This window comes from Pacificoceanicola niger (genome assembly GCF_048553275.1).
GTDB lineage: Bacteria > Pseudomonadota > Alphaproteobacteria > Rhodobacterales > Rhodobacteraceae > Pacificoceanicola.
This window is the reverse complement of sequence record NZ_JBLZMW010000001.1, coordinates 1-16238: the sequence shown is the minus strand read 5'-3', so window position 1 is coordinate 16238 and position 16238 is coordinate 1. Positions and strand designations below refer to the sequence as shown.

The 16238-nt window shown below is 65.4% G+C and carries 15 protein-coding genes and 1 pseudogene; 8 read left to right on the top strand and 8 right to left on the bottom strand.

Annotated features, from left to right (window positions below; all coding sequences use genetic code 11):
• Window positions 1-94 precede the first annotated feature (94 nt).
• Window positions 95-1042 (top strand): L-threonylcarbamoyladenylate synthase, encoded by a 948-nt coding sequence (locus ACN2XU_RS00080; protein ID WP_419408342.1) that lies wholly within the window; start codon window positions 95-97, stop codon window positions 1040-1042.
• Between the two features lie 15 nt (window positions 1043-1057).
• Here the strand turns inward: ACN2XU_RS00080 and ACN2XU_RS00075 are convergent, their stop codons facing one another.
• Window positions 1058-1345, bottom strand: a complete 288-nt coding sequence (locus ACN2XU_RS00075) for a hypothetical protein (protein WP_419408341.1) — start codon at window positions 1343-1345, stop codon at window positions 1058-1060.
• Window positions 1346-1392: 47 nt separating this feature from the next.
• Entirely contained in the window at window positions 1393-1974 is a 582-nt protein-coding gene (locus ACN2XU_RS00070) for a YqgE/AlgH family protein (RefSeq protein WP_419408340.1), read from the bottom strand.
• 145 nt (window positions 1975-2119) lie between these two features.
• Between ACN2XU_RS00070 and ACN2XU_RS00065 the strand changes: the two genes are divergently transcribed.
• The gene (locus ACN2XU_RS00065; RefSeq protein WP_419408339.1) at window positions 2120-2920 is read left to right on the top strand and encodes a protein-disulfide reductase DsbD domain-containing protein; all 801 of its coding nucleotides are present in this window, start codon (window positions 2120-2122) and stop codon (window positions 2918-2920) included.
• 4 nt (window positions 2921-2924) lie between these two features.
• Here ACN2XU_RS00065 and ACN2XU_RS00060 read toward each other — a convergent pair whose 3' ends face one another.
• The 5 genes from ACN2XU_RS00060 to ACN2XU_RS00040 form a co-directional block, all read right to left on the bottom strand.
• A complete protein-coding gene (locus ACN2XU_RS00060; RefSeq protein WP_419408338.1) occupies window positions 2925-6314 on the bottom strand; it encodes an efflux RND transporter permease subunit in 3390 nt (1129 codons plus the stop codon).
• A 1-nt stretch (window position 6315) separates the two neighbouring features.
• The gene (locus tag ACN2XU_RS00055) at window positions 6316-7776 is read right to left on the bottom strand and encodes an efflux RND transporter periplasmic adaptor subunit (protein ID WP_419408337.1); all 1461 of its coding nucleotides are present in this window, start codon (window positions 7774-7776) and stop codon (window positions 6316-6318) included.
• A gap of 100 nt (window positions 7777-7876) precedes the next feature.
• Complete coding sequence (moaB, locus tag ACN2XU_RS00050; RefSeq protein WP_419408336.1) at window positions 7877-8419, bottom strand: molybdenum cofactor biosynthesis protein B; 543 nt, start codon at window positions 8417-8419, stop codon at window positions 7877-7879.
• A gap of 10 nt (window positions 8420-8429) precedes the next feature.
• The gene (locus ACN2XU_RS00045) at window positions 8430-9038 is read right to left on the bottom strand and encodes a LysE family translocator (RefSeq protein ID WP_419408335.1); all 609 of its coding nucleotides are present in this window, start codon (window positions 9036-9038) and stop codon (window positions 8430-8432) included.
• Window position 9039: 1 nt separating this feature from the next.
• Window positions 9040-9825: a uracil-DNA glycosylase gene (locus tag ACN2XU_RS00040; RefSeq protein WP_419408334.1), complete on the bottom strand. Its 786-nt coding sequence runs from the start codon at window positions 9823-9825 to the stop codon at window positions 9040-9042.
• Window positions 9826-10175: 350 nt separating this feature from the next.
• Here ACN2XU_RS00040 and ACN2XU_RS00035 point away from each other — a divergent pair, with 350 nt between their 5' ends.
• The 3 genes from ACN2XU_RS00035 to ACN2XU_RS00025 are packed head-to-tail and all read left to right on the top strand — an operon-like array spanning window position 10176 to window position 12060.
• On the top strand, window positions 10176-11126 hold the full coding sequence (locus ACN2XU_RS00035; RefSeq protein WP_419408333.1) for an aspartate carbamoyltransferase catalytic subunit: 951 nt from the start codon (window positions 10176-10178) through the stop codon (window positions 11124-11126).
• Window positions 11123-11662 carry an aspartate carbamoyltransferase catalytic subunit gene (locus ACN2XU_RS00030; protein WP_419408332.1) on the top strand — a complete coding sequence of 180 codons (540 nt, stop codon included), beginning with the start codon at window positions 11123-11125 and terminating at the stop codon, window positions 11660-11662. The genes ACN2XU_RS00035 and ACN2XU_RS00030 overlap by 4 nt, the downstream gene beginning before the upstream one ends.
• Complete coding sequence (locus tag ACN2XU_RS00025) at window positions 11659-12060, top strand: hypothetical protein (protein ID WP_419408331.1); 402 nt, start codon at window positions 11659-11661, stop codon at window positions 12058-12060. Before ACN2XU_RS00030 ends, ACN2XU_RS00025 begins: the two co-directional genes overlap by 4 nt.
• A 94-nt stretch (window positions 12061-12154) precedes the next feature.
• On the opposite strand, the gene ACN2XU_RS00020 is transcribed toward ACN2XU_RS00025, so the two are convergent.
• Complete coding sequence (locus ACN2XU_RS00020) at window positions 12155-13051, bottom strand: glycine-rich domain-containing protein (RefSeq protein WP_419408330.1); 897 nt, start codon at window positions 13049-13051, stop codon at window positions 12155-12157.
• Between the two features lie 182 nt (window positions 13052-13233).
• Here ACN2XU_RS00020 and pyrC point away from each other — a divergent pair, with 182 nt between their 5' ends.
• From pyrC to ACN2XU_RS00005, 3 genes and pseudogenes are all read left to right on the top strand, one after another.
• A complete protein-coding gene (pyrC, locus tag ACN2XU_RS00015) occupies window positions 13234-14526 on the top strand; it encodes a dihydroorotase (RefSeq protein ID WP_419408329.1) in 1293 nt (430 codons plus the stop codon).
• Window positions 14527-14536: 10 nt separating this feature from the next.
• The gene (plsY, locus tag ACN2XU_RS00010) at window positions 14537-15127 is read left to right on the top strand and encodes a glycerol-3-phosphate 1-O-acyltransferase PlsY (RefSeq protein ID WP_419408328.1); all 591 of its coding nucleotides are present in this window, start codon (window positions 14537-14539) and stop codon (window positions 15125-15127) included.
• 412 nt (window positions 15128-15539) lie between these two features.
• A pseudogene (locus ACN2XU_RS00005) lies at window positions 15540-16162 on the top strand (IS5 family transposase); the annotation flags it as partial.
• Window positions 16163-16238 lie beyond the last annotated feature (76 nt).

The window sequence follows — 16238 nt, the reverse complement described above, 5'->3', positions numbered from 1 at the left end:
CTCTTGTAGCAAAGGGTCCTGATGCCGGGAGCGTATCGCCCCCGGCTGCGCCTTCAACCGAAACGCCGCGTCACACCCCGCCGGTCGAGGAAGCATGAGCCAGATTACCACACGCACCCTTGCGCCTGACGCCGCCGGCCTGACCGAGGCCGCCGATCTGCTGCACGCCGGGGCGCTCGTCGCCTTTCCCACCGAAACGGTCTACGGTCTGGGGGCGGACGCCCGTCAGGATCACGCCGTGGCGCGCATCTACGAGGCCAAGGGCCGCCCAAGCTTCAATCCGCTGATCGTGCACTTCGCCGATCTGGACCGCCTCCGCCAGGTGGTCGACTGGACCGACGCGGCACAGAAGATCGCCGACGCCTTCTGGCCCGGTCCGCTGACGCTGGTCTTGCCGGTGAAGCCGGACAGCGGCATCTCCAAACTTGTTACCGCCGGACTGGACACGCTGGCTGTGCGCATGCCTGCCTCCGAAGTTGCCCGCAGCCTGCTGCGCCGGTTCGACGGCCCGGTTGCCGCGCCGTCCGCCAACCGCTCCGGCCAGATCAGCCCGACGCGCGCCGCGCATGTGCTCTCCGGCCTTGATGGCCGCATCGACGCCGTGATGGACGGCGGACCCTGCCCGGTCGGGCTCGAATCGACGATCCTTGGCCTGACCGGTGTGCCGACGCTGCTCCGCCCCGGCGGCATCACGCTCGATCAGATCGCCAAGGCCCTGGAGGCCCCCGTGGCCGAACGCAAGGGCACCGAGGCGATTTCTGCTCCCGGCCAGATCCGCTCGCATTACGCGCCGCGCGCCCGCGTGCGCCTGAATGCCGCCGAATGGGAGCCGGGCGAGGCAACGCTCGGCTTTGGCCCGATGCCCTGCGATCTCAATCTTTCGGCCTCCGAAGACCTGACCGAAGCCGCCGCCAACCTCTTTGAATACTTGCACCGGCTCGACGCCACCGGCGCCCGGACGATTGCCGTCTCCCCGATCCCGCACGTCGGTCTTGGCATTGCCATCAACGACAGGCTGAGCCGCGCCGCGGCGGAGCGCTGAGCGCTAAGCGCCCTTCTAGCGCTGCCCGAACGCTTTCAGCAACGGCCCGACCCCCACCCGCGTCGGCTTGAAACTCGGAATATCCGGGGCCAGGAGATTGCCGTCCCTGAACTGGTACAGCTCGCAATGACTGGCAAAGGTCTCCACTTCGATCTCCTGCCGGGGCCAGGCAAAGAGCACATTGGGCCAATAGCCCCGCGTCGCCGTACCCGGCTTGGGCAGCTTGCCGTCAATCGTGGTCAGAAGACGCGTGGCGGTCTTGATCGCTGCCGGCTCCGGCGCCCAATCGGCGCTCCATTTCACAGCGATCCCGCTCCATATGTCAGGCAAACCAAACGGTGGGCTCGCTGTCACGCGGTCCCGCCTTCGCAGGACAGCGCCAGCGCCGCAACGCCGAGCGTCTCAAGCGCCGCTTCCCATTTCTCCACATCCGGCAGATCAAAGATCAGACGCGCCGAGCTTTCGCACACCAGCCAGCCATTCGCGGCAAGCTCGCTTTCAAGCTGCCCCGGTCCCCACCCGGCATAGCCCAGCGCCATCAGCCATTGCGCGGGGCCCTGGCCTCGGCCCAGCTCCTCCAGCACATCCAGCGTCGCGGTCATGCCGATGTCGTCTTTCACCTGCAGCGTCGTCACCTCCGAGGCATAATCGGGCGAATGCAGCACAAATCCGCGCCCCATCTCCACCGGCCCACCGAAATGCACCGCCCGGCCCATAAGCTGTGGCGTCATGTCAATATCGAGCTGCAGCAGCAGGGACTGAATATCCACGTCCTTGCTCGGCTTGTTGACGATCAGGCCCATCGCACCGTCATCCGAATGATCGCACATGAAAACCAAACTGTGCTCGAATCGGGGATCGCCCATGCCGGGCATGGCGATCAACATCTTGCCAGTCAGATCGGTGGTGCCGTTGGCGGTCTGCGGGGCCATACACTCTTTCCTGCTGCTCTTCTCTCAACATGACCCTGTCGGGCCTGTGGCGCAAGAGCAAGCAAGTCAGGCGAAATGCTCCCTGTCACGGCCTATCTCCGAAAAGTGACTTCATATTTCGGGCGTCACAGGCAATGTGACAGCCATGAAATCACGCCTCGCAATCCTGTCCGCCCTGCTCTGCCTGCCCGGCCTCGTCTTTGCAGACGCGATGTATGACGACGTCATCCGCGCCGAACTGCGCCCCGGCTGGCGGCTGGCGAATGGCGATCACATGGCCGCGCTCCACCTTAGCCTTGCGCCGGGATGGAAGACCTATTGGCGCGCGCCCGGCGAGACAGGCATACCGCCGCTCTTCGACTGGCGCGGCAGCCAGACCCGCGCAATTGCCGTCGAGTGGCCCGCCCCGCATGTGTTCTACCAGTCGGGCATGCGCTCGGTCGGATACAAGGGCGAGGTCGTCCTGCCGCTGCGCGTGTCAGTCAAGGGCAAGGGGCGCGACGTGCGCCTGAGCGGCACCATCGACCTGGGCATTTGCAAGGACGTCTGCCTGCCGCACCGCGTGCATGTCGAAGCCATTCTGCCCGCCACGGGCGGCAAACCCGACCCCAGCATCGTCGCGGCACTGGCCGATCTGCCGTTCAGCGCCGCCGAAGCCGGGGTGCGCGGTGTTTCCTGCGATGTACGCCTCGATGCGGGCGGTGTGACACTGCGCACGGAAATCGACATGAACCGGACCGGCGGTGCGCCCGAAACGGTGATCGAGACCGCCGATCCGGACCTCTGGGTCGCCGATCCTGCCACCCGCTGGGAAGGTGATACGCTGATCTCCGAAACCCGCGTCTCCCACGCCTCGGGCCAGCCCTTCGCGCTGAACCGCTCCGATGTGCGGATTACCGTGCTGACCGAACAGCTCGCCGTGGATATCGAAGGCTGCCGCCGGTAAGGCCTCAGGCCGTGCGGCTCCGCCCACGGCTCACCGCCAGCCACAGCCCCGCCAGCACATAGAGCGCCAATACAAATCCCGCCGCGCCCACGATGAACAGCCCAAGCGCGGCGAGTAGTGGCGAGACCGGCACACCGAGATCGAACACCGGCAGCAGGCGACCCTCCCACACCACATAGCCCATCGTCACGGCCAGCCATCCGGCGATGGCCGACACACCAAGCCAGGTCATCGCCCGAACGCCGCCGGTCCGGAAGCGAAGGCCGCGGCGGAATGCCCGCCCCATACGCGCCATGTCGTCCTGCACCGCGATCAGCGCCGGCACCACGAGCAGCACCAGCACCATGCCAAAGCTCAGGCCATAGACCAGCGTGATCACCGTCGGCTTGAGGAACTGCGCATCGGCGGAACGCTCATAGAGCAGCGGCGCAAGGCCAAGCACCGTCGTCGCCGTGGTCAGGAACACCGGCCGCAGCCGGTCCGCCGCGCCGTCGATGATCGACGGAATGATTCCACGTTCGGCGGCATATTCATCAATCTGCGTCACCAGCACGATCGAATCGTTGATGATGATCCCGGTCATCCCGAGCAGGCCAACCACCGTGAACATGCTCAAGGGCACATCCCACTCCGCATGGCCATAGATCGTACCGACAAGCCCGAACGGAATGATCGCCATCACCACCAGCGGCCGCGTCCAGCTCGCAAAAACCCAGGCCAGAACCAGGTAGATGCCAAGCAACACCATCGTCAGCCCAAACAGCGCATCGGACAGGAATTCGCCTTCCTGTTCGGACAACCCTGAAATGCGGTATTCGACCTGCCGTGTCTCGGCGATGGTCGGCAGGATTTCATCCTGCAGCGCCTGCACGATCTCCGTCGCGCGCGCCGGATCGTCCTCGGAAATATCGCCGGTTACAGAAATCAGCCGGATGCCGTTTTCCCGCAGCACAGTCGAAAAGCCGGTGCGCCGCTCGACGCTCACCAGATCGGCCAGCGGCACATATTCGCCCGCCTCGGTCCGCATGTGGGTGCGTTCGAGGAAATCCGCCGTCAGTTCGCCTTCCGGCAGTTCGACCCGGATCGCTGCGCTGCGTGGCCCCACAGGATAGGTCGCCGCTTCGATCCCGCCCAGCCGGTTGCGCAGCACGCGCCCCAACCCGTCGATGTCGAAACCAAGCGCCTGCCCCTGCGGGGTCAGCTCTAGGATCAGCTCTTCCTTGTCATAGGCGAGGTTATCCTCCACCGCGGAGACCTCCGGAAAGCGTGTCACGGCCGCCTTGAGATCCTCGGACGCGGTCTTGAGCACCTCCGGGCTGGCGCCGTAGAACTGCACGTCCAGCGCATCGCCCCCCGGCCCCGACCGCCAGCCACGGAACGAGATCGTCTCGACCAGGGGATGGCGCGTGATGCTGTCCTGCAACTCGCCGACAAAGGCAAAACTCGAATAGGGCCGCAGGTCCGCTTCGATCAGCTCGATGGAAATACCGCCCAGCTGATCGGCGTCCTTGCTCTCGGACCCGGCAAGCCCGCGCCCGGCATTGCCCCCGATCTCCGCCATCACATAAGCCAGCGGATTCGTGCCATAACGCTCTTCGTATTCCTTGCCCAGCGCCTCGGTGCTTTCCTGAATGAGCCGCATCTGCGCCAGCGTATCCTCGCGCACCGCGCCCGGAGCCATGGCAAAATTGCCCGTGACCGAGGGCCGCTCGGGCGAGTTGAAAAAGCGCCATTGCACATCGCCGTTGATGAACAGAACCGCCTGACTGGCAAAGGCCACGACCGCACCGGCCAACACCACATACCGCGCCGCGACCACCCCGGCCATGAACGGCCGGAACAGCGTCTCGCGGAACCAGCGAAAGCCCCGGTTCACCAACCGGGAGGGCAAATCGTACCAATGCTGCTTGGAGCTATGCGCCAGCGCATGGGCCATGTGGTTCGGCAGGATCAGGAAGCACTCCACCAACGAGGCCAGCAGCACCGCAATCACCGTGAACGGAATATCTGCGATCATGTCGCCAAAGCGCCCGCCAATGGCCACCAGCCCGAAAAAGGCGATGACCGTGGTCAACGTCGCCGAAAACACCGGCAGGGCCATGCGCCGCGCCGCCGTCTCCGCCGCCTCGAAGGGGCCAAGTCCGCGCCGTGACAGATGGTCGGCGTGCTCGCCCACGACAATCGCATCATCCACGACAATGCCCAGCGTGATGATCAGCGCAAAGAGCGAGATCATGTTGATCGTCAGCCCGCCCACATACATCAACGCAATCGCCGCCAGCAGCGACACGGGAATCCCGAGGGCGACCCAGAGCGCCGTGCGCGCGTTCAGGAACAGGAACAGCAGCGCCACCACGAGGCCAAGACCCACGCTGGCGTTGTCGAGCAGGATATTCAGACGCCCGGTGATCGCCTCTGCCCGCGTGCGGATCAGATCGACGCTCACGCCATCGGGCAGGCCCGCCTCGAATTGCGCGGCCACCTCCTGCACCGTGCGCTGAATGCCGATGGCATCCCCCCGGTCGCTGCGGTCCACCCGCACGGAAATCGCAGCATTCGGCCCGACGAAATAACTGCGCTCGCGGTCAATGCCTTCGACGCGGATCGTCGCCACATCGCCCACGGTCAACTTGGAGCCATCGGCGTTGGAGCGCAGAACGATTCCGGCGATATCATCCGCCGCGCGCTTTTCCACGCCGGTGCGCACCCGCGCTCCTGAGCCGCCCACATCACCCGCCGGATCGGCGTTGACCTCGGCCCCGATGGCGGTCGCGATCTGCGCCATGGTCACATCATTGGCGATCAGGTTCTGCGAGGGCACCTCGATGATGGTCTGCGGTGCCGCAATCCCCTGGATCGTGGTTCGGGTCACCCCCTCGGCGAACAGCCGCACCACCAGTTCATCGGCAAACCGCGCCAACTGGTCCGAGCCGACCGGCCCGGTGATGACCATATCGGTCACCCGGTCGCGCCAGTAGCGCCGCTCGACTTCCGGCTCTTCGGCTTCTTCGGGCAGGTTGGATACGCTGTCCACCGCACCCTGCACATCACTCGCGGCGCGCGCCATGTCCCAGCCCGGCTCGAACTCAAGCTGAATGTTCGCCCGCCCCTCGCGCGAAGTCGCCTCCGAGCTTTCAACCCCCTCGACCGCCAGCAAGGTCGGCTCCAGCACCTGCACGATGGCCGAATCCACATCCGCCGCGCCCGCCCCGTCCCAGCGGACAGAAACGCTGACTTCGTCGATGATCACATCGGGAAAGAACTGCGCCCGCATGTTCGGCACGGCAAACAGCCCCGCCGCGAGCAGGATAACCAGCAAGAGATTGGCCAGCGTCGGGTGGCGCGTGACATAGGAGAACAGCCCCCCGGCCTTTTCCGGCAAGTTCCGCGCCATATCAGCCACCCATCCGTGCTTCGATCCGCGCCACCATGTCGGCCGGCACCTGCGGCTGATCCAACTGCGCCAGAATGCGGGTGCGCGCCTCCTGCGGCATCCGCGTATTGGCCTCGACATAGGCCCGCAGCTTGGCGCGCCGCTCCTCGCTCAGCTCAAGCATTTCCGGCTCTTGCGGGGCCTCGGGCACCGCGCCGCTGCGCAGCGGATTGACCCGGATGCCCGCGCCAAGCAGCGGCGTGCGCTCCGCGACGATCTCCTTGCCGTCCAGCGCCGCAGCCCGGATCAACACGTCGTCGCCCTGCCGCCGCAGCACCGTGACCTGCGCCACCTCAAGCCGGTTTTCCGCGCCGATCACCAGCACGTCGCCCGCCGCATTCACCGCCGTCGCCGGAACCCGGGATACCCGCTCCAGCGGCGCTTCGAGCACCGAAACCGTGACGAAATCGCCCGGCTTGAAGCCGCGCGGCGCGTCCAGCGTTGCAAAAAGCCGTCGTCCGGTCTGACCATCGCCCACCGCCGCACTTTCGCGGCTGATCTGGCCCTTGGCTTGAATATTCGTGCCGAAGACATCGAGCGTCACGGTCACATCCGCCCGCCGCAGCCGTCCGGCCTCGTTCAGCAGCCGGGCATATTCCTGCGTCGACACCCGGAACACCACCTCCAGCGCCTCCGCATCGACGATCTCGCCCAGCTTTTCATTGCCGGACACCAGCCGCCCCGCGACCACCGTCACATCCGACAGCGTTCCGCCGAATTCAGCCCGCACTTCGGTATCCGCAAGGCCGCGCTCCGCCTCGGCAAGCGCGATCTGCGCCCGTTTCACCCGGGTCACCGCCTGATCGATGCGCGCCTCTGCCGTGGCCACCGCCTGCCGCTGCGACAGCACCGCCTGACGCGCCGAAGACAGGGCCAGCTCCGCCGTCTCGACGGCAGCCGCCGTCCCCACGTTGCGGCTCAGAAGATCGTTCTGCCGCTGCAGCGCCTTCTCCCGCAGCGCCACCTGATCGCGCGCCGCCGCCAGCTCATCCTCGGCCAACACGATGGCCCGCTGCGCCTCGCGCTGCTCGGCCTCCGCATCCAGAAGATCGCTTTCCGCCCGGTCCAGCGCCGCCTGCGCCTCTGCCGGATTGACACGCGCCAACAATTGCCCCGCCGCGACCCGCCCGCCCTCGACGAACTCCGGCGCAAGGTCGATCAGCGCCCCGCCGACCGCCGCCCGCAGCTCCAGCGTCCGGCTCGACTGCACCTCGCCAAAGGCGCTCAACACCGGCACCACCGTCTCCGGCGCCACCGTGACCACGTTCACCGCAAACACCCGCTCGCGCGCCTGCGGCACGCGCGGCTCTTCGGCCAGGCGTGCCTGCACCGCGTCGCGCACCGTTGCCCCGGCATAGACCAGAAGCGACACCGTGAGGGCCATCAGGAACAGCCCGGTCAAACTTTTGCGTAGAAAACGCATTCAGATACTCCAAAGCAGAGGGCGCAAGATATCTTGAGGATCGAATATCGCCGACACGCCCAACGCACAAAGGCAATACGTCATTATACGCCGCCGCGGATCACTTCCGTCGCAAATGTTCGTCGAGGCGCGGAAAAATCTCGACAAAGTTACAAGGGCGGTGCCGAAAATCGAGCTGCCAGCGCAAAATCTCATCCCAGGCGTCCTTGCACGCGCCGGTGCTGCCCGGCAGGGCAAACAGATAGGTCCCCCCGGCCACGCCGCCGGTGGCGCGGGACTGCACCGCGCTGGTGCCGATTTTCTGAAAGCTGACCATGGTAAAGACCGTGCCGAAGGCGTCGATCTCCTTTTCATAGACATCGCGGTGCGCCTCGACCGTCACATCGCGCCCGGTCAGCCCGGTGCCGCCGGTGGAAATCACCACGTCCACCTCGGGATCGGCGATCCACGCGCGCAACTGCTCCGCGATTTCGGCCCGCTCATCCCGGATGATCTTGCGATCCGCAAGGCTATGCCCGGCCTCCATCAACCGCGCCACCAGCGTATCGCCGCTGCGATCCTCCGCCAGCCCGCGCGTGTCGCTCACCGTCAGAATGGCGATCCGCACCGGAATGAAGTCCTTGCTCTCGTCGATCCGGCTCATGCCAAACTCCTCAAATCGCCAGCCGCAGCGCAAGCCCGCCAAACAGCGTGGCCGTGAGCCACCGCATCGCCCGCTCCGTGCCGCTGCCCTGCCCCAGATGCCGCTTCAGATGACCGGCGAACTGCCCGACCATCCCGTTCACAATGAAACCGCCAAGCCCGATCACCACACCGAACAGCAGGAACTGCGGCAACACCGGCCGCGCCGGGTCCACGAACTGCGGCACGAAGGCGAGGATGAAAAGGATGAATTTCGGATTGGTCAGATTGACGATAAACCCGTCGCGCATGGCGCGGCGCGGGCTGATCGCCGGGGCATCGGCGCCACCGAAAGGCGTGCGCAGCGTCTTGACCGCAATGTAGAGCAAATAGCAAACCCCGGCCCAGCGAATGGCATCAAACGCACCCGGCATGGCGGCGAGCAAAGCGCTCAACCCCAGCCCAGCCAGAAGCGCATGCACCATGCCCCCCGCCGAAATGCCCGCCGACGCGGCCCAGCCTGACCGCGGCCCGCCCCGCAATCCCTGTGCCATGCAAAACAGCATATCCGGTCCCGGCGTGATATTCAGCGCCAGCGCCGCAGGGACAAAGGCCAAAAGGATCAAAGGATCGACAAGCATGTCAGGGACTTTCCAAACGGGCCTTCACGGCAAGAAGATCGGCCCAGGCCTCGCGCTTGGCGGTGGGCGTGCGCAACAGATAGGCGGGGTGCAGCATCGGCATGACGGGCTTGCCCTCGGCCTCGGCCCAGTGACCGCGCAGCCGCGTGATGCCGCGCTTGCCCAGCAGCGCCTGACAACTGATGTTCCCCATGACCAGAAGGACCTCCGGCTGAACAAGCGCAATGTGTTTCCTTAGGAAAGGCAACATCATGGCGATTTCTTCCGGGCGCGGCTCGCGGTTCTGCGGCGGCCGCCACGGCATCACATTGGTGATATAGACACTTTCCGACCGGCTCAGACCAATCGCGGACAGCATCCGGTCCAGCAGCTGCCCGGCCTTCCCGACAAACGGCTTGCCCTGCCTGTCCTCATCGCGCCCCGGCGCCTCGCCCACGATCATCACCCTGGCGCCCGGCAAACCATCGCTGAACACCAGACTGCGGGCACCGCGCTTCAATTCGCAATGCTCGAACGCGTCCATGGCGGCCCGCAAGGCGTCAAGACTTGTCGCTCCTTTCGCCGCCTGACCCGCTTCGGCCACGGGATCGGCCTTGACCTCCGAAACCGGACCACCGCCGCCACGCGCGACCGCCACCTGCGATTTCTTAGCCTGTGCCTGCTCCCGCGCCGCCCGTTCAACGGCAAAACGATCCACCGGCGTGTCCGAGATCGCCTCGTCCACCCCCATCTCCATCTGCCACGCCAGAAGCGCGTGGGCCGTATGCCAATCCAGAGCCGATTCCATGACCGCACCCTAATCCTGCCGCGCGGCAAAGAAAATCGGTTCCGCATCACGAACGGTTTCGGCCCGCTTGCGCGGCCCGACCAACGCGCCCTTCGGGCGCGGCGGGGGCTCTGCCCCCACGGCTCTTCGAGCCTCCCCCGAGGTATTTCGTGACCAAAGAGGGGCCAGAGGGTGCCCGGGTGTGTTTCTGCTGCAAATACGCCAGAAGGCCGCGCCGGTCCGATCAAGAGCGCCAAGCCCCCTCGGGCGGGCGGGGTGGGTGGGCGGGAGCCCGCCCGAGGGGGCGGCCAGCCACTTGCCCAAGGCCGCACCGCTTCCTATTACGGAAGACAGCACAACATGAGGGCCCCATGCGTTTCGATCACCGCCACCTGCTGGGCATTGAACCCCTGCGCCCGGATGAAATCACCACCATCCTCGACCTTGCAGATCAATACGTCGCCTTCGGGCGCCGCCGGGACAAACACGCCACGGCTCTGGCCGGGCTGACCCAGATCAATATGTTCTTCGAGAACTCGACCCGAACCCAGGCCAGTTTCGAACTGGCGGGCAAGCGGCTCGGGGCGGATGTGATGAACATGTCCATGCAGGCCAGCTCGATCAAGAAGGGCGAAACCCTGATCGACACCGCCATGACGCTCAACGCCATGCATCCCGATCTGCTCGTGGTGCGCCACCCGCATTCCGGTGCCGTTGATCTGCTCGCGCAAAAGGTCAATTGCGCGGTTCTCAACGCCGGCGACGGCAAGCATGAACACCCGACGCAGGCGCTTCTGGATGCGCTGACCATTCGCCGTGCCAAGGGCCGCCTGCATCGCCTAAACATCGCCATCTGTGGCGATATCGCCCACAGCCGTGTCGCACGGTCCAACATCCTGTTGCTGCACAAGATGGAAAACCGCATCCGCCTCGTCGGCCCGTCCACCCTCATGCCCTCCGGCATCGAGCATTTCGGCGTGGAGGTCTACGACGACATGGAAGAGGGCCTGAAAGACGTCGATGTCGTGATGATGCTCCGCCTTCAGAAAGAGCGCATGGATGGCGGTTTCATTCCCTCCGAGCGCGAATATTACCACCGATACGGGCTGGATGCGGAAAAACTGGCACACGCAAAGGAAGACGCTATCGTCATGCACCCAGGGCCGATGAACCGCGGCGTCGAGATCGACGGCACCATTGCCGATGACATCAACCGCTCGGTCATTCAGGATCAGGTCGAGATGGGCGTTGCCGTGCGCATGGCCGCCATGGACCTGCTTGCCCGCAATCTCCGCGCCCGGCCGAAGGAAATCATGGCATGATCACGATGAACATCAACGGATCGGAAACCGGCACTGTCCGCCTCTTCCACCTTGATCTGCCGCCCGAAGCCATCGAACGCTTCACCGCCATGGCCGGCACCGGCGAATGGCCTTTGAAGTACGGCCTCGGCGCGACCCGGCTCCGCACCGCCTTCGTCGATGTGGTCGACATTCGGGACCTCGGCGACATGCCCCTGTCACGCTACCTGTCCGAGGCTCACAGCACATCCGGCGCCGACTTCACCGCCGCCAAACCGCAGATCGACGCGCTCCGGGGCCACGTTGTCGTCCTGCCCTCCCAGGCCTTCGACAACACCTCCCAGACGCTGACCGTCGCGGCCCCCCTGCGCTGGATCGGCACCTTCTCCGAAGAACCCGGCAAGGGCCGTGGCCCCAAACTGCGCAGCAACGCGGCCAATGGTATCCTCAGCAGCGCCGACCCCAATGACCCGCCGGGCAGCCAGCGCACGCTGAAACTGATCCTCGCGGCGGTCGCCGTGATCCTTGTCCTCGTGCTGGCCGTGGCGCTGCTTTGATCGACACAACAGCCCCTCACACCGCCACCGAATTCCTCCCCGACAGACGCACCTATATCCAGTCGCACGCAACGCTCGCCGCCCTCGCCATGGGGGGCGGCATGGCCATCCTCTGGCTGGCGGGCAATCCGCACGTCTGGACCGGGGCCATCGGTGGCCTCGCCGCCGTCGCCCTGCGCGGCTGGTACCTGATCGACGAAGCGCTGGCGGAGGTCTGGACCATGGACGAGACGACGCTGCACGGCCCGAACGGCCGCATCGTCCCGCTGGCGCAAATCGCCAAACTCCGCACGCTGGGGTCCGCCGTTCAGATCATCACCCGCTCGGGCGACAAACACCTGATCAAGTTTCAGTCCGCTCCGAAGGCGGTGACGGCCCGCATCGAAAGCGCACGATAGAAACACAGATCGCACGCCCACCGTGCCACGGCACAAAAAAGGCCCGGGATGCGCCTCATCCCGGACCCTGTCCTTGGCCGCTTTGCCTGAGACCTCAGCCGCGCTGCGCCCTCTTGCGCCGCACGCCCCACATCAAGCCAAGCCCGCCAAGCAGGAGCGGCAAGGTGGCCGGAAGCGGAACCGCCGACATTTCCGGAAGCGAATACTGCACGAGCACCACGCCATTCGCGCCAGATCCGCCGCGCTGATAGCCAAAGCTGCTGTTGAAGCCGCCAGAGCCACCGCCCGCGCCAAAGCCAAGACCGCCCTGCCCGGCGGTAAATCCGACGGAAATCCCGTTTCCGCCGCTCGGACCGAGCCCGTTTACCAGGATGCCGCCACCGCCGCCGCCGCCCTGATGCGACCCCGCGCTTTTCTGGCCGCCTTGCCCCGCAGTGACCGACGCTTCACTGATCAGCCCCAACATCGCCGCCCATGTCGCGGACCCTTGGCCAAAGCCGCCCCTATAGGTTTGGCCGTACTGACCAGTGTTACCCATGGCGCCACCGTTGCCACCAAAACCCGAGTTGCCCGCGCCGCCACCGCCGGAGCCACCGTTGCCGCCATAGGGGGAACCGGGGCCGGTTGAACGGCCACCGCCTGCGGCATTCACCAGCGTACCAAAGCTGGAGACTGACCCGGGGGTTCCGTAGCAGTAGTTACCTGAGCATCCGGACGCCACACCGCCCTGCCCGACGGTCACCGTATAGGATTCGCCCCCGATGACGCTGTATGTGCCGCCCGCGAGAAACCCGCTTGCGCCGCCGCCGTAGTGCGATCCTGCCCCGGCCCCGCCGCCGCCGATTGCCAGGATGCTGATGCTTGTCACCTCGGTCGGAACGACGAAGGTTGTGGAGTATTGAAAAACCTCCAGCGTCGCCGCCGAAGCGCCACCGCCGGTCACAGCCAGAATGGCAACCGCAGCGGCCGCCTTGAGAGTCTTGAAAATCACGTGTCTGCCCCTTTTAAGAAATTGTTAAGCACAATTCGGCGTTTAGCCGGGAAAGTCAACGCAGCTTTCGAGGCGGTAGTTAACGCCTGCGAGGCCGGAGGACGGGAACCGTGGTGCAAATGGTTCCCCATCCTGCGGTTTTGCCGTAGAGGTGTGACAGAGCAGACCGCACACGGCAGACCATGACCCAGACTCTCCTCCTGAATGCCCGCCTGATCGACCCCGAAGCCGATGCCATCACCGAGGGCGCGCTGTTGATCGAGCACGGAAAGATTGCTGAACTCCTAACGCAACGCACTGATATTGAAGCGAAAAAATTGTCAGCTGACAATTTTCTCGACTGCGGCGGCGCGTTTCTCGCCCCCGGCATCATCGACATCGGTGTCAAGGTCGGCGAACCCGGCGAGCGGCACAAGGAAAGCTTCAAGACCGCAGGCAATGCAGCGGCGGCGGGCGGCGTGACGACCATCGTCACCCGGCCCGACACCAATCCTGCGATCGACACGCCCGAAACCCTCGAATTCATCCGCCGCCGCGCACAGGAGACCGCCCCCGTCACCGTCCTGCCCATGGCCGCCCTGACCAAGGGCCGCGAAGGCCGCGAGATGACCGAATTCGGCTTTCTCATGGACGCTGGCGCCGTGGGCTTCACCGACTGCGACCGCGTCGTCACCGACACCAAGGTGCTTACCCGCGCCATGACCTACGCCCGCAGCCTCGGCGCGCTGGTCATGGGCCACCCGCAAGAGCCCGGCCTGTCGCAGGGGGCCGCGGTGACCTCCGGCAAATTCGCCACCCTGCGCGGCCTGCCCGGGGTCTCGCCGATGGCCGAGCGCATGGGTCTGGACCGCGACATCGCCCTGATCGAGATGACCGGCGTCAAGTATCACGCCGACCAGATCACCACCGCCCGCGCCCTGCCCGCGCTGGAGCGGGCCAAGAAAAACGGCTTCGACGTCACGGCGGGCACCTCCATGCACCACCTGACCCTGAACGAGCTGGACGTCAGCGACTACCGCACCTTCTTCAAGGTCAAACCGCCCCTGCGCTCCGAAGAGGATCGCCAGGAGGTCATCGAAGCCATCCGCACCGGTCTGATCGACGTCATCGGCAGCTTCCACACCCCGCAGGACGAAGAGAGCAAACGCCTGCCCTATGAAGAGGCCGCCGCCGGGGCCGTGGGGCTGGAGACCATGCTGCCGGTCCTGCTGCGCCTGTATCATTCCGGCGAGCTGACCCTGCCCACACTCTTCCGCGCCCTCTCGCTGAACCCGGCCCGGCGCCTCGGTCTGCCCGCCGGACGGCTGACAAAAGGCGCGCCCGCCGACCTCGTCCTCTTCGACGCCGACAAACCCCTGATCCTCGACCGCTTCAAACTGCGCTCGAAATCGAAAAACACCCCCTTCGACGGCGCTCGCCTGCAGGGCAAGGTGCTCGGCACCTGGGTCGCCGGCACCCGCGTTTTCGAAGCCTGACGGAGACCCCATGGACCTCGCTCTCATCCTCTGGATCGTCCTCGGCTACCTGCTCGGCTCGATCCCTTTCGGCATCGTCATCAGCGCGGCCCTCGGCCTCGGGGATCTGCGCAAGATCGGCTCCGGCAACATCGGCGCCACCAACGTCCTGCGCACCGGCAACAAAAAAGCCGCCGCCGCCACCCTGCTGCTCGACGGAGCCAAAGGCGCCGTCGCAGTCCTGCTGGCACGGCAGTTCGGTCCCGAAGGCGTGGCACAATGGGCCGGGCTCGCCGCCTTCATCGGCCATTGCTACCCGGTCTGGCTGAAATTCAACGGCGGCAAGGGCGTCGCCACCTACCTCGGTGTCGTCCTCGCGCTGAGCTGGCCGATCGGACTGCTCTGCTGCGCCACATGGCTCTTTGCCGCGCTGATCACGCGTATCTCTTCCGCCGCGGCCCTGACCGCCGCCATGTCCACCACGGTCTGGATGTTCATGATGGCCCGCGTGGACCTGCTGGTCATGGGCACAATCCTGACCCTTCTGATCTACTGGCGCCACCGCGCCAATCTCAAACGGCTCAAGGACGGCACAGAGCCGAAAATCGGCCAGAAATCCTGATCGGACGCGGCGCGCCTCTCCAGCTTTCTTCTCTGCCAAATATCCCGGGGGAGTCGCCGCAGGCGGCGGGGGCGGAGCCCCCCCAATGTAGTAACAGTTGGTCCTGACATGGCCTTACAGTGGGTTTTGATACCGGAAGAGCCTCGAAGTCCGGGGGTGACCCGGGATCGTCCTGCCGGGTCTGGCCTTTCTGGACGGCGCGTCAACGGCGGCAGGTTTGGCGTTTGTACCAAGCGTGGATAGCGCTCTTACCGACGCGTCGGTCTTGGGGAACACTTCGGCTACGGCGTCGGCGATCTGGAAAAAGGTCAGGCGGTCAATGCGAGCGCGGACGAAGGCGCGTCGCGCCGTTGTTGCAAAACTCCGGCCGCGAAGGATTCACTTCGGGAATCCATGCGGTTGGACGGGTTGGATGAGCAAGTCTCCTCCCGCCCGGTATCGCACCACGAACTGGTCCAGCTACAATGCTTCACTCCGGAAGCGCGGTTCGCTGCTGATCTGGGTCGATAAGGGGATGACTTGGCTCGCGCCGCGCGACGGACGGCCTGGGCGTCCGCCGGTCCTTTCCGATGCCGCGCTCCAATTCTGCCTCTCCATCAAGGTTCCGTTCAAGCTTCCCTTGCGACAGACCTCCGGCATGGTGGCCAGCCTGCTTCGGCTGTCCGGGTTGGACTGGCCCGTGCCAGACTTCTCGACCCTGTGCCGCAGGCAGAAGACGTTGGCGGTGCAGATCCCCTATTGCCGTGCTGACGGACCGTTGATCCTGCTCGTGCCCTCTCGGGACATTGCTTCGCAATACCCTGCCGGGTGACAGACAGCACGGGCATCAAGTTCCTCGGCGATGGCGAATGGCAAGCCCGCAAGCATGGTGTTCAGGGCCGACGCCAATGGCGCAAGGTGCATTGAGCGATGGACACGGTCACATCCGACATACGCGCGGTCGAGTTCACTCCCAGCCGAGACGGTGACAGCCTCGTCCTGCCAGATCTGCTGGGCCAGATCGCCGAGGACGATGAGATCGGCACCGGGACTGCCCCCTCTTGTCTTATGATTTCGACAGCTTCCGATGCATGATGGGAGCCATCACGCGGATCGCGCAAATTGGCGTGAT